The sequence below is a fragment of the Cellulomonas pasadenensis genome, assembly GCF_047229365.1.
Lineage (GTDB): Bacteria > Actinomycetota > Actinomycetes > Actinomycetales > Cellulomonadaceae > Cellulomonas.
In genome coordinates this window covers 1-20,527 of the sequence record NZ_JBFTEP010000066.1, presented here as the reverse complement: position 1 = coordinate 20,527, position 20,527 = coordinate 1, and the positions used below count along the sequence as shown (strand labels likewise).

General features: G+C 76.9%; 19 protein-coding genes, 1 tRNA gene and 2 pseudogenes. 8 read left to right on the top strand and 14 right to left on the bottom strand.

The window, feature by feature from the left end:
* Window positions 1-696 (top strand): annotated as a pseudogene (locus AB6N23_RS10810) (hypothetical protein); the annotation flags it as partial.
* Between the two features lie 41 nt (window positions 697-737).
* Here the strand turns inward: AB6N23_RS10810 and AB6N23_RS10805 are convergent.
* Window positions 738-1,445, bottom strand: a complete 708-nt coding sequence (locus AB6N23_RS10805; protein WP_412866075.1) for a LiaF transmembrane domain-containing protein — start codon at window positions 1,443-1,445, stop codon at window positions 738-740.
* A gap of 166 nt (window positions 1,446-1,611) precedes the next feature.
* Between AB6N23_RS10805 and AB6N23_RS10800 the strand changes: the two genes are divergently transcribed.
* From AB6N23_RS10800 to helR, 3 genes and pseudogenes are all read left to right on the top strand, one after another.
* Window positions 1,612-1,803 carry a hypothetical protein gene (locus tag AB6N23_RS10800; protein ID WP_412866074.1) on the top strand — a complete coding sequence of 64 codons (192 nt, stop codon included), beginning with the start codon at window positions 1,612-1,614 and terminating at the stop codon, window positions 1,801-1,803.
* A gap of 32 nt (window positions 1,804-1,835) precedes the next feature.
* Window positions 1,836-2,288, top strand: coding sequence for a hypothetical protein (locus AB6N23_RS10795; protein WP_412866073.1), 453 nt, complete (start codon window positions 1,836-1,838; stop codon window positions 2,286-2,288).
* Window positions 2,289-2,452: 164 nt separating this feature from the next.
* A pseudogene (helR, locus tag AB6N23_RS10790) lies at window positions 2,453-4,602 on the top strand (RNA polymerase recycling motor ATPase HelR).
* 77 nt (window positions 4,603-4,679) lie between these two features.
* On the opposite strand, the gene AB6N23_RS10785 reads toward helR, so the two are convergent.
* From AB6N23_RS10785 to AB6N23_RS10760, 6 genes are all read right to left on the bottom strand, one after another.
* Window positions 4,680-4,752 (bottom strand) — tRNA-Thr (locus tag AB6N23_RS10785).
* A gap of 79 nt (window positions 4,753-4,831) precedes the next feature.
* Window positions 4,832-6,364: an alpha/beta hydrolase gene (locus AB6N23_RS10780; RefSeq protein ID WP_412866072.1), complete on the bottom strand. Its 1,533-nt coding sequence runs from the start codon at window positions 6,362-6,364 to the stop codon at window positions 4,832-4,834.
* 42 nt (window positions 6,365-6,406) lie between these two features.
* Complete coding sequence (locus AB6N23_RS10775; protein ID WP_412866071.1) at window positions 6,407-7,543, bottom strand: DNA polymerase III subunit delta'; 1,137 nt, start codon at window positions 7,541-7,543, stop codon at window positions 6,407-6,409.
* On the bottom strand, window positions 7,540-8,217 hold the full coding sequence (tmk, locus tag AB6N23_RS10770; RefSeq protein ID WP_412866070.1) for a dTMP kinase: 678 nt from the start codon (window positions 8,215-8,217) through the stop codon (window positions 7,540-7,542). Before tmk ends, AB6N23_RS10775 begins: the two co-directional genes overlap by 4 nt.
* Before the next feature lie 112 nt (window positions 8,218-8,329).
* Window positions 8,330-9,346: a Gfo/Idh/MocA family protein gene (locus AB6N23_RS10765; protein WP_412866069.1), complete on the bottom strand. Its 1,017-nt coding sequence runs from the start codon at window positions 9,344-9,346 to the stop codon at window positions 8,330-8,332.
* Window positions 9,347-9,412: 66 nt separating this feature from the next.
* Entirely contained in the window at window positions 9,413-9,835 is a 423-nt protein-coding gene (locus AB6N23_RS10760; RefSeq protein WP_412866068.1) for a GNAT family N-acetyltransferase, read from the bottom strand.
* Window positions 9,836-10,030: 195 nt separating this feature from the next.
* On the opposite strand from AB6N23_RS10760, the gene AB6N23_RS10755 reads away from it, so the two are divergent.
* Window positions 10,031-11,254, top strand: a complete 1,224-nt coding sequence (locus AB6N23_RS10755) for a hypothetical protein (RefSeq protein ID WP_412866067.1) — start codon at window positions 10,031-10,033, stop codon at window positions 11,252-11,254.
* On the opposite strand, the gene AB6N23_RS10750 is transcribed toward AB6N23_RS10755, so the two are convergent.
* Window positions 11,224-12,219, bottom strand: coding sequence for a helix-turn-helix transcriptional regulator (locus tag AB6N23_RS10750; RefSeq protein ID WP_412866066.1), 996 nt, complete (start codon window positions 12,217-12,219; stop codon window positions 11,224-11,226). The two genes, AB6N23_RS10755 and AB6N23_RS10750, sit on opposite strands and share 31 nt — an antisense overlap.
* Window positions 12,220-12,326: 107 nt before the next feature.
* Here AB6N23_RS10750 and AB6N23_RS10745 point away from each other — a divergent pair, with 107 nt between their 5' ends.
* On the top strand, window positions 12,327-12,749 hold the full coding sequence (locus AB6N23_RS10745; RefSeq protein WP_412866065.1) for a VOC family protein: 423 nt from the start codon (window positions 12,327-12,329) through the stop codon (window positions 12,747-12,749).
* A gap of 67 nt (window positions 12,750-12,816) precedes the next feature.
* Here the strand turns inward: AB6N23_RS10745 and AB6N23_RS10740 are convergent, their stop codons facing one another.
* Window positions 12,817-13,188, bottom strand: coding sequence for a VOC family protein (locus AB6N23_RS10740; protein ID WP_412866064.1), 372 nt, complete (start codon window positions 13,186-13,188; stop codon window positions 12,817-12,819).
* A 58-nt stretch (window positions 13,189-13,246) separates the two neighbouring features.
* Between AB6N23_RS10740 and AB6N23_RS10735 the strand changes: the two genes are divergently transcribed.
* On the top strand, window positions 13,247-13,690 hold the full coding sequence (locus AB6N23_RS10735) for a MarR family winged helix-turn-helix transcriptional regulator (protein ID WP_412866063.1): 444 nt from the start codon (window positions 13,247-13,249) through the stop codon (window positions 13,688-13,690).
* A gap of 6 nt (window positions 13,691-13,696) precedes the next feature.
* Here the strand turns inward: AB6N23_RS10735 and AB6N23_RS10730 are convergent, their stop codons facing one another.
* From AB6N23_RS10730 to AB6N23_RS10720, 3 genes are all read right to left on the bottom strand, one after another.
* Complete coding sequence (locus AB6N23_RS10730; protein ID WP_412866062.1) at window positions 13,697-13,951, bottom strand: hypothetical protein; 255 nt, start codon at window positions 13,949-13,951, stop codon at window positions 13,697-13,699.
* A gap of 312 nt (window positions 13,952-14,263) precedes the next feature.
* Window positions 14,264-17,002, bottom strand: a complete 2,739-nt coding sequence (topA, locus tag AB6N23_RS10725; RefSeq protein WP_412866061.1) for a type I DNA topoisomerase — start codon at window positions 17,000-17,002, stop codon at window positions 14,264-14,266.
* An 80-nt stretch (window positions 17,003-17,082) separates the two neighbouring features.
* Window positions 17,083-17,949, bottom strand: a complete 867-nt coding sequence (locus AB6N23_RS10720) for a phosphatase PAP2 family protein (RefSeq protein ID WP_412866060.1) — start codon at window positions 17,947-17,949, stop codon at window positions 17,083-17,085.
* Between the two features lie 215 nt (window positions 17,950-18,164).
* On the opposite strand from AB6N23_RS10720, the gene AB6N23_RS10715 reads away from it, so the two are divergent.
* A complete protein-coding gene (locus tag AB6N23_RS10715; RefSeq protein WP_412866059.1) occupies window positions 18,165-18,824 on the top strand; it encodes a TetR/AcrR family transcriptional regulator in 660 nt (219 codons plus the stop codon).
* A gap of 6 nt (window positions 18,825-18,830) precedes the next feature.
* Here AB6N23_RS10715 and AB6N23_RS10710 read toward each other — a convergent pair whose 3' ends face one another.
* Together AB6N23_RS10710 and AB6N23_RS10705 are read right to left on the bottom strand one after the other, a co-directional pair.
* Entirely contained in the window at window positions 18,831-19,499 is a 669-nt protein-coding gene (locus AB6N23_RS10710; RefSeq protein WP_412866058.1) for a histidine phosphatase family protein, read from the bottom strand.
* A 93-nt stretch (window positions 19,500-19,592) separates the two neighbouring features.
* Window positions 19,593-20,357 carry a hypothetical protein gene (locus AB6N23_RS10705; protein WP_412866057.1) on the bottom strand — a complete coding sequence of 255 codons (765 nt, stop codon included), beginning with the start codon at window positions 20,355-20,357 and terminating at the stop codon, window positions 19,593-19,595.
* Between the last annotated feature and the right edge of the window lie 170 nt (window positions 20,358-20,527).

Genomic DNA, 20,527 nt, shown 5'->3' with positions numbered 1-20,527 from the left:
GGGTGGGCGCCCGTGCAGGCCGCCCCGGCCGCGCCGACGCCCGGCGCACCGGCCGGTGCCGCGCCGCTGGACCCGCTGTCGCCCGCGTGGCGGCCGGCGTCGCTCGCACCCGCGATGCCCGCGTGGGCGGTCGCCGCGCAGACGCCCCCGGCGTCCGACGCGGTGGCCACGCCCGCGGAGGCGGACGTCGTCACGTCGTCGACCCCCGTCGTCGCGGCCCCCGCCACGTCGTCGACCACCGCGCCGGCCGTCCCGGTGACGTCCTCGACGCCCGTCGTCGTGCCCGTCTCGACGCTCACCCCCGAGGACCTGCCGCACCGCCCGACGTCGCGCGTGCAGGACCTCGCGCTGCGGGCGCTGGAGCACGCGCTCGAGCAGGCCGTCGCCGACCCGCGCGGGGTGGCGCCGTTCGTGCTGGTGCGCGACGACGAGCACGTCGACCTCACGTCGTTCCCGCACGGCGAGGCCGGCACGCTCGAGGCGCGCGAGCACGCACGCCGGTGCGGTCTGGCGGCGGCCGCGGTGGGCTGGACGTCGCCCGCCGACGCCGTGCGCCCGTACCCGCGGGTCGTCGTCGACGCGTCGGCGGTCGGCGAGCCGGGCATCCGCGTGGCGCACGCGTTCGTGCACGACGCGGCCGGTGGTCGCGAGGTCGGCGGCCCGGAGGTCGTCGGCCAGGCGGCACCCGTCCTCTGAGCCGTCCGGCGCCGTCGCTCCGGTGAGGCCGGCCCCGTCGCTCAGGCGACGGGCTCGGCCGGCTCGGCCGCTGCCTTGACCTTGCCGTGCCGGACCTCGGCGCCGCCCATGAGCGACACGACGCGCACGTCGAGCAGCGGCGCGTCGGGGTCCGCCGGCGGGTCCGTCTTGTCCTCCCACCCGCCGAGCAGCGGCAGGCCGCTCGTGCGGACGCGCCACGTGCGCGGCACGCGGATGTCGACGCCGCCCCAGAAGACGAACACGTCGATGCGCGCGGTGCCGACGACGTCGGCCTCGCGCAGGTCGAGCGAGATGCCGCCCATGACCGCGGTGAGGCTCGCGCCGGTGAACCGCTGCGACCGCGTCCGCGGCTCGGCGCCCCACCAGAACGCGAACGCCGTCACGTGGTCGGCGTCGCCGCCGGACGACCCGGCGCGCAGCAGGATGCCCAGGCCGACGGCGACGACGGCCAGCGGCCAGAGCGCGGACCACACGTCGGGCTCGACGACGTCGAGCTGCACGAGCAGCAGCACCGCGCCGACGGCGGCGACCACGGCCGGCCCGATCCACGCGCGCGGCACCACCAGCGCCGAGACGACGCCGAGCGCGATCACGACCAGCGGCCACCACGTCGCGACCACGGCACCGGGGTCGACGTCGAGGACGTCCGTGCGGTCGAGCAGCAGCACGACACCCACCGCCACGACGAGCAGACCGAGGAGCACCTGACCGGGCGGACGTCGCTGCATGGTCGTGACCGTAGCGCTCCGCGCGCGCCCGCGGCAGTGCCGCCCGGGCCGGACTTCGGACGCTCCCGGCGTGCAGGCCGCCGGTCGCGGTGACGCCGTGCCGGCCCTAGCGTGGCCGACGTCCGAGCGCCGCACCCCGCGGCGCGTCCGACCTGGAGGTGGCCCGATGAGCAGCCCGATCCCCGACCCCGGCGCGGTGCCGGACGAGCCGCAGTTCACCGACGTCCCGGGCGACGACGTCCAGCCGGACGACCCGCGCGAGCAGGAGCCGCTGCCGAGCGACGACGCCCCGCCGGCCGTCCCGGACACGGCCGACCCGGACGACCTGCCCTTCCCCGGCGGCGCCAACCCCTCGTGACGGGTGTCGGCGGCCGGTCGTAGCGTGCCGTCATGACGACGGACCCGGCGCCCGCGGGGCGCGCCGACGAGCAGCACGCCCAGGAGCACCGCACCGACGAGAACCGCACCGACGACGTGCGGACGTCCGGCGCGCACCGGGACGGCGTCGCGGCGGACGACCCGCACGCCGCGACCGAGGCGCGCCTGCACGCGGTCGCGGCCGCGTTCGCCGACGTGCCGGGCGTGGTGCTGCCGTCCGCAGGGCGCCGGCACTTCGGCACCGCGACGCTGCGCGTGCACGGGCGCATCGCCGCGTTCACGCCCGGTGCGCACCTCGTCGTCAAGCTGCCCCGCGACCGCGTCGCCGGCCTCGTGGCGTCCGGGGCGGGGCTCCCCTTCCCGGACGACCGGCCGCCCATGCGCGAGTGGGTGCAGGTCGTGTCGGACGACCCCGGCGTCTGGCACGGGGTGGTCGCGGAGGCGCTCGCGTTCGTCGGCGGCTGACGGCACGCGCGCCCACCGGGCCCGCGCACGACGACGGCGAGCACGACGACGGCGAGGAGAGCACGCTCTCCCCGCCACTCTCAACGTATAGCGCGCCCGGGGTCTTGCGGCAAGACCCGGGTCGTGGCGGAGCATGTCCGGCCTCGACCCGATCGGAGCCGTCCATGACCACCACCACGAGCGCCTTCCGCCTGCCCGAGAGCCTCGCCGCGAAGGCGGCACCGTCCCTGGTCGCCGCCGACGACGCCCACCTGGCCGCCGTCGCCGCGAGCGTCGAGCGGTCCGTCGCCGAGCTGTCCGCACGCCTCGACGCCGCCCGGCGCGCCCCCGCCCGCTCCGGTCAGCGCGCGCTCGACCGGGACGCCGAGGTGCACCGCACCACCGCCCGGCTCCGGACGCTGCGCCGGTTCGGCCTCGAGATGTGCCTGGGGCGCATGGTCCCCGCGGACGGCTCCGACCCCGTGTACGTCGGCCGCGTGGGGCTGACGGACGGCGACGGGCGGCGCCTGCTCGTCGACTGGCGCTCCCCCGCCGCCGAGCCGTTCTTCGGCGCCACGCACGCCGACCCGATGGGTCTGGCGAGCCGGCGCCGCTACCGCTGGACCGGCGGGCGCGTGAGCGACTACTGGGACGAGGTCTTCACCGCCGAGGACCTCGAGGGCGGCGCGGCGCTCGACGACCAGTCGGCGTTCCTCGCCTCCCTCGGCGCGAGCCGGTCGGAGCGCATGCGGGACGTCCTCGGCACCCTGGCGGCGGACCAGGACGCGATCATCCGCGCGGGGTCGCGCGGCACGCTCGTCGTCGACGGCGGCCCGGGCACCGGCAAGACGGTCGTCGCGCTGCACCGCACGGCGTACCTGCTGTACTCCGACCCGCGGCTGGGGCACCGGCGGGGCGGCGTGCTGGTCGTCGGCCCGTCCGAGCCGTACCTGGCGTACGTCGCCGACGTGCTGCCCGGGCTCGGCGAGGAGGGGGTGCGCTCGTGCACGCTGCGGGACCTCGTCCCGGAGGGCGCGACGGTAGCCGCGGAGGCGGATCCCGACGTCGCGCGCCTCAAGGCGTCGGCGGCGATGGTGCGCGCGGTCGAGCCGGCCGTGGCGTTCAGCGAGCGTCCACCGGCCTGACCGTGGCGACGCCGTGGGCCGACGTGCGCGTCCGGCCGACGGACTGGGCCGACGCGTTCGCCGCCGTCGAGGTCGGGACGCCGCACAACGAGGCGCACGAGCAGATCCGGGACGCCCTGCTGGACCTGCTCGTCGACCGGTACGCCGACGTGGACGGCGACGTCCCCACGGAGGGACTGCGCCGCGCGCTGCGCCGGGACCGGGAGCTCGAGCGCGCCCTGCACCGCGCGTGGCCGTTGCTGGACCCGGCGGAGGTCGTCGCCGACCTGTGGTCGGTGCCCGCCTACCTGCGGCTGTGCGCCCCGTGGCTGACCCGGGACGAGGTCGCGCGGCTCCAGCGCGCCGACCCGCGCGCGTGGACGACCGCGGACCTGCCGCTGCTCGACGCGGCGCGGCACCGCCTCGGTGACGCGGAGGCCGGCGCCCGCGCGCGCCGGCACCGTGCGGCGGCCGCCGCCGAGCGCACCCGCCGGGCTAACCTCGTGGCCGACCTCGTCGCGACGGACGACTCGGAGATGCTGCTCATGTCGATGCTGCGCGGGGACGACCTGCAGGCAGCCCTCGTCGACGCCGAGCCCCCGCCCGGCGGTGACGGGGACCCGCTCGCGGGGCCGTTCGCGCACGTCGTCGTCGACGAGGCGCAGGAGCTCACCGACGCCGAGTGGCTGATGCTGCTGCGGCGCTGCCCGTCGCGCAGCCTCACCGTCGTCGGGGACCGCGCGCAGGCCCGCCGCGGGTTCCCCGAGTCGTGGGCCGAGCGGCTCGCGCGCGTGGGTCTCGACCACGTCGAGGTCGCGACGCTCGGCATCAGCTACCGGACGCCCGCCGAGGTGATGGCCGCGGCGGAGCCCGTGATCCGGGCGGCGCTCCCCGACGCGAACGTGCCGACGTCGGTGCGGACCACCGGCGTCCCGGTCACCCACGGGCGGACGGCCGAGCTCGACGCCGTGCTGGACGCCTGGCTCGCCGACCACCCCGAGGGCGTCGCCTGCGTGATCGGCGCGGGGGTGGACGTCGCGCCCCGTCCGCGCGTGCGCTCGCTGACGCCCGAGCTCGCGAAGGGGCTCGAGCTCGACCTCGTCGTCCTCGTGGACCCCGACCGGTTCGGCGACGGCGTCACCGGGGCGGTCGACCGGTACGTGGCGATGACCCGGGCCACGCAGCGGCTGGTGGTGCTGACGGGCGACTGACGCGCACCGACGCGCGCGGCCCGGCCCCCGGACGACGACGGCCCCGCACCGGTGAGGTGCGGGGCCGTGGGTCCGTGAGCCGCCTTGGGGAATCGAACCCCAGACCTTCTCATTACGAGTGAGACGCTCTGCCGACTGAGCTAAGGCGGCGCTGTCGTCGCAGCGACCCGAGGGCCACCGGAACGGCGAGCGCGCCCACTCTACCCGGCGTCGCGCCCGAGTCCCAAACTCAGCAGCGGGCGCCGTCGGCCGGGGGCGTGCCGGTCAGCAGGTAGGCGTCGACCGCGTCCTTCACGCACGCGTTCGAGCGGCCGTACGCGGTGTGCCCCTCCCCCTCGAACGTCAGCAGCACGCCGGACGCGAGCATGTCCGCGAGCGTCTGCGACCACGCGTACGGCGTCGCCGGGTCGCCGGTGGTGCCGACGACGAGGATCGGCGCGGCGCCCTCGGCGGCGTACGAGTCCAGCGCCCCGACCTCCGGCACGGGCCAGTCGGCGCACGCGGCGCCGCCGTAGGAGAAGAACTCGCCGACGGTCGGCGCGGCCTCCGCGATCCGCTCCGCCTCGGCGCGCATCTCCGCCGGCGCCGAGGGGGCACGGTCGTCGAGGCAGAGGATCGCGGTGAACGCCTCGTTCTGGTTGGTGGGGTACGTGCCGTCGGGCTCGCGCCCGTAGTACTGGTCCGCGAGCTGCAGCAGCGCCGTGCCGTCGCCCGCGCGCACCGCGCTCGTCAGCGCCTGCGTCAGCACCGGCCACGCCTGCTGCGAGTACAACGGGGTCGCGACGCCGCTGAACGCGAGCGCGACCGTGAGCTCGCGGTCGCCGCTCGTGCGCAAGGGGTTCGCGCGGACCCGGTCGAACAGCGCGCCGATCTGCGCCATCCCTGCGTCGACGTCACCCGTCAGCGGGCAGTCGGCGGCCGCCTGGCAGTCCGCGACGTACGCGCGCAGGGCAGCCTCGAACCCGGCGGCCTGACCCGCGGCGACCTCGCCCGAGTCGAGCGTCGGGTCCATCGCGCCGTCGAGCACGAGGCGGCCGACCCGCGCGGGGAACAGCGCCGCGTACGTCGCGCCGAGGTCGGTGCCGTAGGAGTAGCCGAGGTACGTGAGCGCGTCGTCACCGAGCGCGGCACGCAGGACGTCCATGTCCCGCGCGGCGCTCGCGGTGTCGACGTGCCCGAGCAGCGGGCCCGTCCGCTCCAGGCAGGCCTCGCCGTACGCGGCGTTGCGCTCGACCGCCTCGGCGATGCCCTCGTCGGTCGTGAAGTCCGGCACCCAGGCGGTCAGCTCGTCGAGCTCCGCCGGCTCGACGCACGTCACCGGGGACGACGCCTGCACGCCGCGCGGGTCGAACGCGACCAGGTCGTACGCCGCCCGCACCTCCGCGCTGACCAGCACCTGGAACGACGGCAGGAAGTCGATCGCGGACCGCCCCGGCCCGCCCGGGTTGACGAGCAGCGACCCGACGGGCTCCCCCGACGTGGCGGGCACGCGCCGCAGCGCGAGCGTGATCGTGTCCCCGTCCGGCTGCGACCAGTCCAGCGGCACCGTCGCCTCCGCGCACTGCTGCGACCCGCACGCCGTCCACTCGAGCTGCTGCTCGTAGAACGGCGCCAGCGCCGGGTCGACGCCCGCGCTCGCGGACGACGACGCGTCGGACGTCGGGGCGGTGGCCTGGTGCTTGGGCGACGGCGTGCACGCGGCCAGCCCGAGGGCGACCAGGACGACGAGGACGCACCGGCGCAGGACGGGAGGCGTCGGCATGGCGCCTACGGTATCCCGCACCACCGACGCTCCCGGCGGCCGTCAGCCCTGCGGGCGCAGCGCGATCGCCATCGCCTCGACCGCGAGCAGCGGGGCCACGTTGCCGGCGAGCCGCGTGCGCGCCTGACCCACGGCGTCCATCCGGCGCAGCGTCTGCTCCGGCGTCGAGCCGGCCGCGAGCGACCGCACGGCGTCCTCCTGCTCGACGTTGACGAGCTCCACGTCGGCGCCGAGCTGCACGACGAGCACGTCGCGGTACAGGGAGAGCAGGTCGACCATCGCCCGGTCGAGCACGTCGCGCTGCGCGCGGGTCGCGCGGCGCTTCTGCTCCTCCTCGAGGGCCTTGACCTGCCCGCGCAGCGCCGGCGGCAGCGTGGTCGCGCCCTCCGCGCCGAGCGAGCGCAGCAGCGCGTTCTTCTCCGTCGCGTCGCGCTCCTCCGTCGCCGCCCTCGCGTCGGCCTGGGCCGTCTCGACGAGCGCGCCCGCCGCCAGCACCGCGTCGCCGACGCCGCGCACGCTCGTGGCGATGCCGAGCACGGCGGCACGCCGCTCGCGCGCCTGCGGGTCCCGGGCGAGGCGGCGGGCGATGCCGACGTGGCTCTGCGCGGCGCGCGCGGCGACGACGGCCGTGCGGTGGTCGACGCCGTCGCGGCGCACCAGCAGCTCGGCGACCGCCTCGACCGGCGGCACGCGCAGCGCCACCGAGCGGCTGCGGCTGCGGATCGTCACGAGGACGTCCTCGGGGCTGGGCGCGCACAGCAGCCACACCGTGCGCTCCGGCGGCTCCTCGACCGCCTTGAGCAGCACGTTCGCGCTCTGGTCGTTGAACCGGTCGGCGTCCTCGACGACGATCACGCGCCACCGGCCCTGCGACGGCGACCGCTGCGCGAGCTCGACGAGCGGGCGCGTCGTGTCGACGCGGATGAAGACGCCCTCCGTCGCGACGAGCGTGACGTCGGGGTGCGTCCCGCCCAGCACGGTCGTGCACGCGTGGCACGTCCCGCAGCCGCCGCGCTCGCACTGCAGCGCCGCCGCGAACGCGCGCGCCGCGTTCGACCGTCCCGAGCCGGGCGGGCCGGTGAGCAGCCAGGCGTGCGTCATCGCCGACGGGTCCTCGACGGCGTGCCGCAGCACCGCGACCGCGGGCTCCTGCCCGACGAGGTCGTCCCAGACGCTCATCCGTCGATCCCCCCGCCCGCGAGCAGCGGCGCCAGCCGGTCGCGCACCGCGGCCGCGAGCACGTCGGCCGGCTGCGTCCCGTCGAGCACGAGCCAGCGCCCGGGGTCGGCGGCCGCCCGGTCGAGGAACGCGCGGCGCGTGCGGCGGTGGAACGCGTCGCCGGCCGACTCCAGCCGGTCGGGGTCGCCGGTGAGACGGGCCAGCCCGACGGCCGGGTCGAGGTCGAGCAGCACCGTGACGTGCGGCAGCAGGTCGTAGGTCGCCCACAGCGACAGACGCTCGACCTCCTCCGCGCCGAGCCCGCGGCCGCTGCCCTGGTAGGCCACCGACGAGTCGAGGTACCGGTCGGTGAGGACGACGGCCCCGCGTTCCAGCGCCGGCCGCACGAGGCTCGCGACGTGGTGCGCGCGGTCCGCCGCGTACAGCAGCGCCTCGGCGCGGGGGTCGAGGTCCTCCCCGTGCAGCACCGCCTGGCGCAGCTCGCGGCCCAGCGGGGTGCCGCCCGGCTCGCGCGTCACGACGACCTCGCGCCCCAGCTCGGCGAGGTGGTGCCCGAGCAGCGCGACCTGCGTCGACTTGCCCGCGCCGTCGCCGCCCTCGAACGACACGAACACGCCCGCCGGTGCGTCGGCGCGCGCGTCGGGGCGGGCGTCGGCCGGGCGGTCCTGGGTCACGGCGTCAGGCTAACGCCCGCCCCGGACACTCCCCGCCCCGGCCGCGGCGGGGCCCGGACGCGCGCACGCCCCGGCACCCGTGGGGTGCCGGGGCGTGGCGACGTGCCGGTGGTCAGGCCGTGGGCTCGCCCGGGTACGTCACGCCGACCTGCCGGCGGACCTCGTCCATCGTCCGCATGACGTCGAGCGTGCCCTGCCAGCTCATGCGCGGGCTCTCGGTGTCGCCGGCGGCGACGCGGCGCGCGACCTCGGCGGCCTCGTACTGCAGGCCGCGCGCGTACGGCTGCTCGAACGTCCACTCCCGGCCGTCGCGGCGCGCGACGCGGAACTGCGTCGGTCCGTAGAAGCTCCCCGCGACGCGGATGTACCCCTCGGTGCCGGAGATCGACGAGGTCGTCGGCGTCTTCGACCACATGGTCGTGTGCAGGGTCGCCTGCACCTGGTCGCCGTACTCGAGCACCATCGAGATCTGCCCGTCGACGCCGGTCGGCGCGAGCTGCCCGACCGCGTGCACCCCCGTCGGCACCCCGAGGAAGTCGTGCGCCCACGACACCGGGTACACGCCGAGGTCGAGCAGCGCACCGCCGGCGAGCTCGGGCGCGTACAGGCGGCTGCTCGCGTCGAACGGGAAGAACTGCCCGTGGTCCGCGCGGATGTTGACGATGTCGCCGATCTCGCCGGCCTCGATGACCTGGTGCAGCGCGGAGACGTGCGGCAGGAACCGCGTCCACATCGCCTCCATGACGAACACGCCGGCGTCCTTCGCCGCGGCGAAGACCTCCTCCGCCTCGGCGGCGTTGCGCGTGAACGACTTCTCGACGAGCACGTGCTTGCCGGCCTTGATCGCGAGGAGCGCGTGCTCGCGGTGCTCGGAGTGCGGGGTGGCGACGTAGACGGCGTCGACCTGCGTGTCCTCGACGAGCTCGCGGTAGCCGACGTGCGTCGTCGGGATGCCGTGCGCGGTGGCGAAGCGCTCGGCCCGGTCGCGGTGGCGCGACCCGACGGCCACGAGCTGCGCGCGCGTGAACTCGCGCACGGAGTTCGCGAAGGTGGAGGCGATGTTGCCGGCGCCGAGGATTCCCCAGCGGATCGGCGGAGCGGTACGGGGGTCCTCGGTGCGAGCTGCCATGCCGCCAACCTAGCGGGCGACGGCGCGACACGTCCGGGTGACGCCCGTCGTCCCGCGGCCGACGCGTCAGGTCGGCGGGAGCGCCATGCCGATGGTCCGCGGGGCGGTGGCGACGAAGCCGTGCCGGGCGTACAGGCGGCGGCCCGGCTCGTCGGCCATGAGGGTGACGTACGGGTCCGGCGGTGCGGACGCGCGGATGCGGTCGAGCAGCCACGTGAGGATCGCGTCGCCGAGGCCGCGGCGCTGGTGCTCGGGCAGGACCGCCATGTCGACGACGTGGAAGTACCAGCCGCCGTCGCCGATCACCCGCCCCATGCCGACCGGACGCCCGTCGCCGTCGACGACGTGCACGGCCGCCCACCCGCCGGGCAGCGCGGCGACCGCCTGCGCGCGCGTGCGGGGCGTCAGGCCGGAGAGCCGGCGCAGGTCGAGGTAGGCGTCGACGTCGGGCGGACCCTCGACGAGGCGGTACGGCGCGGGCAGCGGCACGACGCCAGGCTAGTGACGCGGGCGGTCACGCGGTGCACCGCCACCGCCGCACCCGCGGACGCACCTCGATCCGGCCGTTGCACACCACCGCGGCCGGACGGTGCTGCACGACCACCGGTCCGGCGGCGCAGGTCGACGTCCGCGGGCGACGTGCCGGGGCCGTCGCGACCACCACGGACGCCCTACGCTCCACGGATGACGGTCGACGCCGACGCCCTGCTGGCCGGTCCGCGCGGCCGTCGGCTCTGCCTCGCGGTCGCGCTCCGCCGCGGCGCCACCGACGAGTGGGGCAGGAGCGACCTGCGCACGGCCGTGATGCACGCCGCCCTCGATCTCGACCCGGGCGCGGGCGCGTCGCGGGTCGTCGTCGCCGTCGGCCGGGGCGCCGAGGAGTACGAGCCGCCGCACGTCTCCGCGGCGGAGGTCGCCACGCTCGTCGACCAGGTCACGCTGCACCTGCCCGCCGCCGGCGGCCCCGACGACCGAGCACCCGACCCGCACCGTGCACCCCCCGTCGCACCGGAGGCAGCACGTACCGCCGGTGCGTCCGTCGCACGCCCCGGCGTGCTCCACCCGGAGCCTCTCGACGACGTCGCCCTGCTGCTCGCGCTGCGCGAGGCCGTCGACTCCGCGCGCCACTGGCAGGGGCCCGACGGGGAGGACGTCCTCGCCGCGACACCCGAGGTGCGCGCCGCGCTGCGCCGCGTGGCCGTGCACGTCGCCGCGTGCCCCGCGGTCACGTGGTGGGACACGCCCGTGGACGTCGAGGACCAGTGGACCGTGACGTTCGACGGCGCGGCGGCGCCGGCCGTCGAGGGCACCGCGACGCAGCGTCTGGACCGGTGGCGCGTCGACGAGGACGCCGCGGAGGCGCGCGCCGGCCGGGAGCGCCCGGCGGACCCGCGTGCACCGTGGAGCGGGTGGTGGTGGTCGATCCCCGTCGCGGGCCTGCGCACGACGACGCGCCGGCTCGGCGCGCGCGGGCCCGTCGGTCTGTGGTGCGTGGAGGACACGCACGGGTGGGAGGCGGCCGACGTGCGGCGCCTCGTGCCGCCGCGGGAGCCGCGGGTGATCGAGGTCGACAGCGCAGACGCGTGGGTCGAGCTGTGCCGTCGGCACCCGCTCGAGGTCACGGCCGGGCGCCGGCACGACTGGTTCCGCGCGACGGGGCGGGTGGGGCGCTGGTGCGTGCCGGACTGGTCGGCCGTCGCGCGCGAGGCGGACGCGGTGCACCTGACGGTCGGGGCGTACCTGTCCGCCTCGGGGCGGGTGCTGCCCGTCGCGGACGACGTGGCGACGGCGATCGCCGGTTGGGATCCCGACCGCACCTACTGGCTGACGGACGTCGACGACGACGCGTCGCCCGCCGAGCGGTGGGAGCTCGACCGTCACGGCGAGGCCCTCTGGCGCGCACGCTGACCTCCGCGCGCCGCCGCCGCCGTGAACCGGCCCGCGACCGTGTCGAGCGTCGCCGTCAGCTCCGGCGGCGACACCACCGTGAAGTCCGCCCCGAGCAGCCCCAGCGCCGTCGCCGCCCACAGCAGGTCGTCGACGTCGAGCCGGACGCGGCACCGGCCGTCCGGCTCGTCCTCCACCGACAGCCACCACGTGACGCGGCGCCGCACGTCGGCGGCCGGGGCGTCGACGACCGCCTCGACGCGCCACCGCTCCGGTCCGCCGCTGACGCGCTCGCGGACCCAGCCGGCGACGTCCTCGGCCGGCAGCGGACGGGGCGCGAAGGGCCGTCCCGTGGCGGCCGGCTCCCGCACGCGGTCGGCCCGGAGGACGCGCCAGTCGCCGCGGTCGACGTCCCACGCGACGACGTACCAGTGGGAGCCCAGCGGCACGAGCCGGTACGGGTCGACGGTGCGGTCGCTCCGGGTCCCGTCGGCCGCGGTGTACGCGAGCCGGACCTGCTCGCCGTCGCGGCACGCGAGCGCGACGACCGTCAGCACGTCCGCCGACGCGCCGCCCGCCGGCGCCGCGCCCCACGTCCCCGGCACCGTCACCGCCCGCAGCGCCTCGACGCGCCGCCGCAGCCGCTTCGGCATGACCGGGACGACCTTCGCGAGCGCCCGCACGGACGGTTCGGCGACGCCCGCGACCCCCGTGGACGCCGCCGCGGACAGTCCTACCGCGAGCGCGACCGCCTCGTCGTCGTCGAGCACGAGCGGCGGCAGCGCCGCGCCCGGCGCCAGCGTGTACCCGCCCGCGACGCCGGGCTGCGCGTCGACGGGGTAGCCGAGCTCGCGCAGCCGGTCGACGTCGCGGCGCAGCGTGCGCAGCGAGACGCCGAGCCGGTCCGCGAGGTCGGCGCCGGACCAGTGCCGGTGCCGCTGCAGCAGGGACAGCAGGCGCAGCGTCCGGGTGCTCGTGACGGCCATGCGCCCACCCTGCCGCACATCGCGGTCAGGAACTGACACCGATCCTTCCTAGCGTCGTCGGCATCACGACGGCCCCGGCCGTCACCCCGACCGGCGAGGAGCCGACCATGAGCATCACCACGACGACCCACCTCAACTTCCGCGGCGACGCCCGCGCCGCCCTCGAGCTGTACGGGCGCGTGTTCGGCGGCGACGTCACCGTCGTCACGTACGCCGACGCGCACGCCGCGCAGGACCCCGCCGAGGCCGACCAGGTGATGTGGGGCCAGGTCGTCTCGCCCGACGGGTTCCACGTCATGGCCTACGACGTCCCGGGCCGGCTGCCCCACGAGCGTGGCGTGAACGCCTTCTTCGTCTCCGTGCGCGGCACGGACGCCGACGAGGTCACGGCGCGCTGGACCGCGCTCGCGGACGGCGCGACGGTCGTGCAGGACCTCGGCCCGGCGGGGTGGGCGCCGCTGTACGGGATGCTCGTCGACCGGTTCGGCGTGACGTGGGTGCTCGATGTCGCGGTGGCCCACGAGGGCTGACGAGGGCGCCGTCCCGGCGGCGGGAGGGGACACCCCCGCCCGTCGCCGGCGTGCGCCGGCCCGGTCGTCAGGCCCCGTCGTGGACCGTCACCGCGTACCCGTCGGGGTCGGCGAACGTGAAGGCTCTCCCGAACGGCCCGTCGACGGGCGGCGCGAGCACGGCCACGCCCGCCGCGACGAGCTCGTCGTGCAGCGCCTGCGCGTCCTCGGCGCGGAACCACAGGGCCACGCCGACGCCCGGCCGGGGCGCGGCGGCGGCGAGGTCGACCCCGGGCAGCGGCTCGCGGACGGCGAACGGGACGGGGGACGTGGCGAACACGACGGCTCCCGGCGGGGCCGCCGGGGCACGACGCAGGCCCAGGCGGTGCTCGTAGAAGTCGGCGGCGGCGGCGAGGTCGCGCACCTGCAGCGCGATGAAGTCGGGTCCGGTGACGGTCATGGCGGTTCCTCTCGATGTCAGGATCATGACATCGGAGACCCTATGTCAGACTCCTGACATGGTGGATCGCACGGTGCATCTCGACTCGTCCGTCGGGTACGCGCTCAAGCAGGCGGCTGCCGCGCTCCGCGCCGCCATGGACGCCGCGCTGCGCCCGCTGGACCTCACCGTCCCGCAGTACGCGTGCCTCGAGCTGCTCGGCCAGCGCCCCGGCCTGTCGACGGCCGAGCTCGCGCGCGGTGCGTTCGTCACGCGCCAGTCCATGCACGGAGTGCTCCGCGGCCTGGAGGAGCGCGGTCTGCTGGACCGGCCCGCGAGCGCGCCGCACGGGCGCGCCCTGCCCACGGCACTCACACCGGCAGGCGCCGACCTGCTCGCACGCGCGAGCCGCGCCGTGGCCGCCGTCGAGACGCGCATGCTCGACGGGCTGACGGCGGACCGCGCCGCGCGGCTGCGGGGCGACCTGGCGGCGTGCGTCGCGGCGCTCTCCCCCGCCGGCTGACGCGGGTCAGGCGCCGCCGCCCAGCACCCCGCCCGTGCCGAGCAGTCCCCCGAGGACGATCACCGCGCAGCACCCGATCGCGAGCACCGCACCCACCACCGTCGCGGTCAGGCGCAGCCACCGCGTCCGGTCGGGCGCACCGGGTGCGCCGGCCTCCCCCGGCTCGCGCGCCCACGCCACGGCGCGGTTGCGGAGCCCCGCCACGATGACCAGCACCAACCCGGCGAACATCCCGATCGCCGCCCAGGCGTCCACAGCCACGTCGTCCCCCCGTCGCCGGCCCGTCCCCGGGCCCCGTCGTCCCCCCGCACCGGGCCACGACGCGCCGCAGCGGCGCGTCCCCGACGCCCGGGCAGGCTCTCACGCACCGGCACGGGCTGTCACCGGCCGTCCGCCCGCCGCCGGACGCGGGTCCAGCCGGGCGCGGGTCCAGCCGGGCGCGGGTCCAGCCGGGCGCGGGTCCAGCCGGGCGCGGGTCCAGCCACACGCGGCGCCGCCGCGCGCGGACCCCGGGGACGGCGACGGGCGGGCACCCACCGGGGTGCCCGCCCGCTCGCGCGTGCGTGGACGGCCTCAGCCCTTCGTCGCCGCCTTCTTGCGCGGCGCCGCCGGCTTGCGGGCGGTGGTGCGCTTCTTCGCCGGGCCGGCGGCGCGCTTCTCGGCGAGCAGCTCGACGGCCTGCTCGGGCGTGATCGACTCCGGCGTGACGTCCTTCGGCAGCGTGCGGTTCGTCTCGCCGTCGGTGACGTACGCGCCGAACCGGCCGTCCTTGACGACGATCGGCTTGCCGCTGGTCGGGTCGTCGCCGAGCTCGCGCAGCGGCGGAGTCGCGGTCTGCCCGCGGCCGCGCTTGGGCTGCGCGTAGATCGCGAGCGCCTCCTCGAGCGTGACCGTGAAGAGCTGCTCCTCGGACGCGAGGGTCCGCGAGTCGGTGCCCTTCTTCAGGTACGGGCCGTAGCGGCCGTTCTGCGCGGTGATCTCGGCGCCCGACTCGGGGTCGACGCCCACGACGCGCGGCAGCGACATGAGCCGCAGCGCGTCGTCGAGCGTCACCGTCTGCAGCGACATCGACTTGAACAGCGACGCCGTGCGCGGCTTCGGCAGCGCGGCGAGCGCCTTCTTGCGGGCGGCGGCCGAGAGGTTCGGGTCGAGCTCGGGCTCGGGCAGCACCTCGGTGACGTACGGGCCGTAGCGGCCGTTACGCGCGACGACCTCGGTGCCCGTCGACGGGTCCGTGCCGAGCACCTTGTCGCCGTCGGGCTGCGTCTCGAGCAGCTCGCGCGCCTTGGCCGGCGTGAGCTCGTCGGGCGCGAGGTCCTCGGGCACCGACGCCCGCCTCGGGTCGTCGTCGGGGCCGTCGCCGGGCGCCTCGAGGTACGGGCCGTAGCGGCCGACGCGCAGCGTGATGCCGTCGCCGATGTCGATCGAGTTGACGTCGCGGGCGTCGATCTCACCGAGGTTGTCGAGGATCCCGCGCAGGCCGCCGGTCTGCGGGGAGTCGCTGCGGTCGCCGAAGTAGAACTGGTTCAGCCAGTCGACGCGGTCGCGCTGACCGGCGGCGATGGCGTCGAGGTCCTCCTCCATGCCGGCGGTGAACCCGTAGTCCACGAGGCGGTCGAAGTTCTCCTCGAGCAGACGCGTCACGGCGAACGCGAGCCACGTCGGCACGAGCGCCTGACCGCGGCTCGTCACGTAGCCACGGTCCTGGATGACGCCGATCGTCGCCGCGTACGTCGACGGCCGGCCGATGCCCCGCTCCTCGAGCGCCTTGACCAGCGACGCCTCGGTGAAGCGCGGCGGCGGGGACGTGCGGTGCCCGTCGGCGGCGAGGTCGCTCGCGGTCAGCGGGTCGCCCTCGGCCATGCGCGGCAGGCGCGCGTCCTTCTCGCCGCGGGCGCCGTCCTCGGACGCCTCGGCGTCGTCGTACCGGCCGACGTCGCGGCCCTCCTCGTACGCCGCGAGGAAGCCACGGAACGTGATGACGGTGCCGGAGGCCGAGAACACCGCCTCGACCGGCTCGGCACCGGCCGGCGTCGCCGTCGCGGCGAGCCGCACCGACGCCGTCTGCCCGCGCGCGTCCGCCATCTGCGAGGCGACCGTGCGCTTCCAGATCAGCTCGTAGAGGCGGAACTGGTCGCCCGACAGCTCCTTGGCGACCTGCGCCGGCGTGCGGAAGTGGTCGCCGGCGGGGCGGATCGCCTCGTGCGCCTCCTGCGCGCCCTTCGCCTTCGACGTGTACACGCGCGGCGCGTCCGGCACGTACTCGGGGCCGTACAGCTCGGCGGCCTGGCGGCGCGCGGCGTCGATCGCCTGCGACGACAGCGTCGGCGAGTCGGTACGCATGTAGGTGATGTAGCCGTTCTCGTACAGCGACTGCGCGGTGCGCATCGTCTGCCGCGAGCTCGTGCGCAGCTTGCGGGACGCCTCCTGCTGGAGCGTCGACGTCGTGAACGGCGCCGCGGGGCGGCGCGTGTACGGCTTGGTGTCGAGCGAGCGGACCGCGAAGTCGGCGTCGGCCAGGCCGGCGACGAGCGCGTGCGCCCGCTGCTCGTCCAGCGCGACCGCGTCCCGCGTGCGCAGCTGCCCGCGGTCGTCGAAGTCGCGCCCGCTGGCGACGCGCTGCCCGCCGACGCCCGACAGGCGCGCGCTGAACCGCGGCTCGCCGGCGTCCTCGACCGCGAACGTGCCGACGACGTCCCAGTACTCCGCGGGCACGAACGCCATGCGCTCGCGCTCGCGCTCGACCACGAGCCGCGTCGCGACGGACTGCACGCGCCCCGCGGACAGGCCCTTGCCGACCTTGCGCCACAGCACGGGACTGACCTCGTAGCCGTACAGGCGGTCGAGGATGCGGCGGGTCTCCTGCGCGTCGACGAGGCGCTCGTCGAGCTCGCGGGTGTTCTCCAGCGCGCGGGCGATGGCCTCGCGGGTGATCTCGTGGAAGACCATCCGCTTGACCGGCACCTTGGGCTTGAGCTCCGCGAGCAGGTGCCAGGCGATGGCCTCCCCCTCGCGGTCCTCGTCGGTGGCGAGGTAGAGCTCGTCGGACTCCTTGAGGAGCTTCTTGAGCTCGGCGACCTTCTTCTTCTTGTCCGCGTCGACGACGTAGTACGGCTGGAAGCCGTGCTCGACGTCGACCGCGAACTTGCCGTACGGCCCCTTCTTCATCTCCGCCGGCAGCTCGGACGGCTGCGGGAGGTCGCGGATGTGGCCGACGGACGCCTCGACGTCGTAGCCGTCGCCGAGGTACCCGGCGATGGTGCGCGCCTTCGCGGGTGACTCCACGATGACGAGCTTGCGCCCTGCTGACATCTGACCGGCCTTCCGTGGCGTACGGGGTGCTGCACGAGAGCGAGGGGGTGGCTGTACCCCGGGGACTCTACGTGCCCGCGTCAAGCGGGTGCGGCGCCCGTCTCGTCCCGCGACCCGGCGGCGTGCCGCAGGACGAGCATCAGCGCGAACGTCAGGCAGGACGCGGCGACGACGGCCGCGACGCCGCCCGCGTACGCCGCGAGCTCGGCGCGTCCGGTGAGCACGTCGGCGCGTACCGCCCACGTCCGCGTGAGGAGCACGGCCGCGAACGCGCCGCTGCCGACGGCCGCCACCAGGAGCGCCACGACGGTCGCCCGCGTGCGCCGCCACCACCGGTCGCCGCCCTCGACGCGCGACAGGGCGGCCGTGGTCGTCGCGGGCGCCGGCGCCACCGCCATCGCGCCGCACACGACGGCCACCCACGCGAGCACGACGAACGTCGCCGCCACCACGTCGGACGGGCGGTGCCACTGGCCGACGAGCGTCGACACGCCCGTCGCCGACGTGTAGGCGGCGCCGAGGACGGCGACGGCCGGACGCGCGCGCGGCGGCACCACCAGCAGCAGCGCGGCCGACACCGACGCCGCGACGGTCGTGTGCCCGCTCGGCAGCGTGTTGCCGTAGTCGGCGCCCACGCCGTGGTCCGGCCGGTCCAGCAGGCGCTTGACGACCTGCGTCGTGAGGTTCGCGCCGCCGACCAGCACCGCCACCTGCACGGCCAGCGACCAGCGCCGCCGCACCACCGCGATGAGCACGGCGCCGAGCAGCACCGCCGCGACGAACCCCACGGAGACGACGTCGAGCACGGGCTCCGCGACGACCCACAGCCGCCCCTGCCCGTACCGCGCGCCGTCGAACGACGCGTCCTCGACCCGCTGGCCGGCCCAGGTCACGACGAAGAACCGCCACAGGACCGCGACGGCGGCGGCCGAGGTGAGCGCCACCACCGCGGCCCACGTCACCACGACGGCGCGGGCGCGGGGCCGGCCGGTGGACGGACGAGGGGTCGGGGCGGGCGCTGCACCCCGGGCAGGGGGGACGGAGGAGCGCTCGTGCACCTGCACACGGTAGGACACCGGGACGGACCGGGCGTCCGGCGGCGTCGCCGGGGGGCCGTCCGCGGCGCGTCGGCGGGGCCCCTGGCGGCAGTAGGGTGCGCGGCATGGAGGACGAGGCGGGCGCCCCGCCGCGCGCGGTGCGCCGCCCCCGGCCGTCGACGGCGGAGCGCCGCGCGGAGATCCTGCGCGCCGCGGCCCGCACGTTCGCGGCCAAGGGCTACCGGACGGGGTCGCTCGCGGACGTCGCCGAGCAGGTCGGCATGACGCATGCCGGCGTGCTGCACCACTTCGGGTCCAAGGAGCAGCTGCTCGTCGCCGTGCTCGAGCACCGCGACCGCGAGGACGTGCGCGACCTCGAGGGCCAGCACATCCCCGGCGGGCTCGAGCTGTTCCGCCACCTCGTGCGGACTGCACGCGCCAACACCCGGCGGCGCGGCATCGTGCAGGGGTACTCGGTGCTCGTCGGCGAGTCGGTCACGGCCGAGCACCCGGCACGCGACTGGGTCACGCACCGCTTCACGGTGCTGCGCGGCGAGATCGCCGACGCCGTCCAGGCCCTGGACGCGCGCGTCCCGCGGGACGCCGCCGAGCGGGCCGCGTCGGCCGTCATCGGCGTCATGGACGGCCTGCAGGTGCAGTGGCTCCTCGACGACGACGCGGTCGACCTGCCCGACGCCACGGCGTTCGCCATCGAGGCCGTGCTGGCCGCGACGCTCGCCGGCGCCGGGGCGCCGCGGCCGCTCGGGGACGTGCCGGACGCCTGAGCGCCCTCAGCGCCGCACGACCGCCGCGGGCGGGACGACGTCGGCCGCCGCGCCGTCGTCCGCCCGGTCGTCCACCCCGCCGAGCGCGTCGGCGTGCCACTCGACGAGCCGCCACCGCCCCGGCGCGCCGTCCAGCGTGACCGCGCCCGTGTTCGACAGCCCGTGCCGCGCCGCGTCCAGCACCCCCACCTCCGGGCAGCGCGCGGCCGCCCACGCGCGGATCATCGCGCCGTGGCTGACGACGACCACGACGTCGCCGGCGGCCGACGCCTCCGCGACGGCCTCGTCGAACCGGCCCAGCGCGGCGACGCCGTCCTCGCCGCCGGGGACGCGCGCCGCGAGGTCGCCGGCGCCCCAGCGCAGCACCGCGCCGAGGTACGCCTCCACCGACGCCCGGTCGCACGCCATCTCCAGGTCGCCCGCGGACACCTCGCGCAGGCCGCCGCGCACCCGCACGTCGACGCCCAGGGCGGCGGCGAGCGGGGCCGCGGTCTGCTGCGTGCGGACGAGCGTCGACGCGTAGACGGCCGCCACGCCGCGGTCCCGCAGCACCGGCACCAGCGCCTCCGCCTGCCGCACGCCGAGCGCCGTCAGGTCCGCGCCGGGCGCGGCGGTGTCGAGGTGGTGGCCGACGTTCGACGACGTCTGCCCGTGCCGGACGAGGAGGAGGCGCACCCGCCCATCCTCACCCGGGGGCGGGCGGCGGGCACGACGTCCGTCCCCCGGGCGACGCGTCGGACGGGGCCTCCGACGAGCGACGACGGGGCCTCAGACGGGGAAGGCGGCGTACGCGTCCGCGGCGTCGTCGACCGGCACGGTCATGTGCAGGACCGCCGTACCGTTCTGCCACACCGCGTGGCCCACGCCGTCACCGGCGTCGACGACCGCGTACGTGCCGACGACCGTGCCGCCCGCCTCGACGTCGCCCGACATCGGCAGCTCGGGCGTCTCCATGCCCTCGCCCGGGTCCGACGTCGCGTGCACGGGCTCCGGCGGGAGCGCCGCCGTGAGGGCGGCCGCGAAGGTCGCGGCCTCCTCCGGCGTCTCGAACTGCGCGGCCCGCACCGTGATCTGGCCGTACCCGCCGTCCGTGTACGTCTCGGTCCACGCCTCGAGCGCACCGGCGGCGAGCCACTCCTCGTCGGGGGCCGAGGTCGCGAGCGCGTACTCCAGCACCGACGTGGGCAGCGCCGACGCGAACGCGGTCGTCGCCTCGCGCGCGACGGGCGCGACCGTGGGCGTCGGGGACGGGAGCACGACGGTCGTCGCCGTCGCGGCGGGCGTCTCCGCGCCGTCCCGCGTGAGCAGCACGCCGGCCACGACGCCGGCGACGACGAGCACGCCGGCACCGATCGCGGCGGGGAGCAGCCACGCGGGGCGCCGGTCCGCGGCGGCGTGCGCGGGGGGCGCGTCGGACGCGAGGCCGAGCACGGGGTCGGCGCCCGGGTCGGACGGGCCCGCGGGCGCGGCACCCGCGGACGGGCCGGCGGGGAACGGGGACGCGCCGGCGGTCTGCGGGGCGGGCGGCGGCACGGGGCCGGACGCACGCTGCGGGGTCGGCTGCGGCGCGTACGCGGGGCCCTGACGGGTCGGCTCGGCGGGACCCTGCGGCGTCGGGCGGCCGGGGTGCTGCGCCGGGCCGTTCGCGGGCGGCTGCGCCCGGCCTGTCACTTAAACACAAATAACAGCCCACGACACTCATA

Bases quoted from the DNA above. Each gene is read 5' to 3' on its own strand.
- AB6N23_RS10805 (WP_412866075.1), bottom strand. From the start codon at position 1,445: ATGCAGCGACGTCCGCCCGGTCAGGTGCTCCTCGGTCTGCTCGTCGTG.
- AB6N23_RS10800 (WP_412866074.1), top strand. From the start codon at position 1,612: ATGAGCAGCCCGATCCCCGACCCCGGCGCGGTGCCGGACGAGCCGCAG.
- AB6N23_RS10755 (WP_412866067.1), top strand. From the start codon at position 10,031: ATGACGGTCGACGCCGACGCCCTGCTGGCCGGTCCGCGCGGCCGTCGG.
- AB6N23_RS10750 (WP_412866066.1), bottom strand. From the start codon at position 12,219: ATGGCCGTCACGAGCACCCGGACGCTGCGCCTGCTGTCCCTGCTGCAG.
- topA (WP_412866061.1), bottom strand. From the start codon at position 17,002: ATGTCAGCAGGGCGCAAGCTCGTCATCGTGGAGTCACCCGCGAAGGCG.
- AB6N23_RS10775 (WP_412866071.1), bottom strand. From the start codon at position 7,543: ATGAGCGTCTGGGACGACCTCGTCGGGCAGGAGCCCGCGGTCGCGGTG.
- AB6N23_RS10780 (WP_412866072.1), bottom strand. From the start codon at position 6,364: ATGCCGACGCCTCCCGTCCTGCGCCGGTGCGTCCTCGTCGTCCTGGTC.
- AB6N23_RS10740 (WP_412866064.1), bottom strand. From the start codon at position 13,188: ATGACCGTCACCGGACCCGACTTCATCGCGCTGCAGGTGCGCGACCTC.
- AB6N23_RS10715 (WP_412866059.1), top strand. From the start codon at position 18,165: ATGGAGGACGAGGCGGGCGCCCCGCCGCGCGCGGTGCGCCGCCCCCGG.
- AB6N23_RS10795 (WP_412866073.1), top strand. From the start codon at position 1,836: ATGACGACGGACCCGGCGCCCGCGGGGCGCGCCGACGAGCAGCACGCC.
- AB6N23_RS10745 (WP_412866065.1), top strand. From the start codon at position 12,327: ATGAGCATCACCACGACGACCCACCTCAACTTCCGCGGCGACGCCCGC.
- AB6N23_RS10735 (WP_412866063.1), top strand. From the start codon at position 13,247: ATGGTGGATCGCACGGTGCATCTCGACTCGTCCGTCGGGTACGCGCTC.
- AB6N23_RS10765 (WP_412866069.1), bottom strand. From the start codon at position 9,346: ATGGCAGCTCGCACCGAGGACCCCCGTACCGCTCCGCCGATCCGCTGG.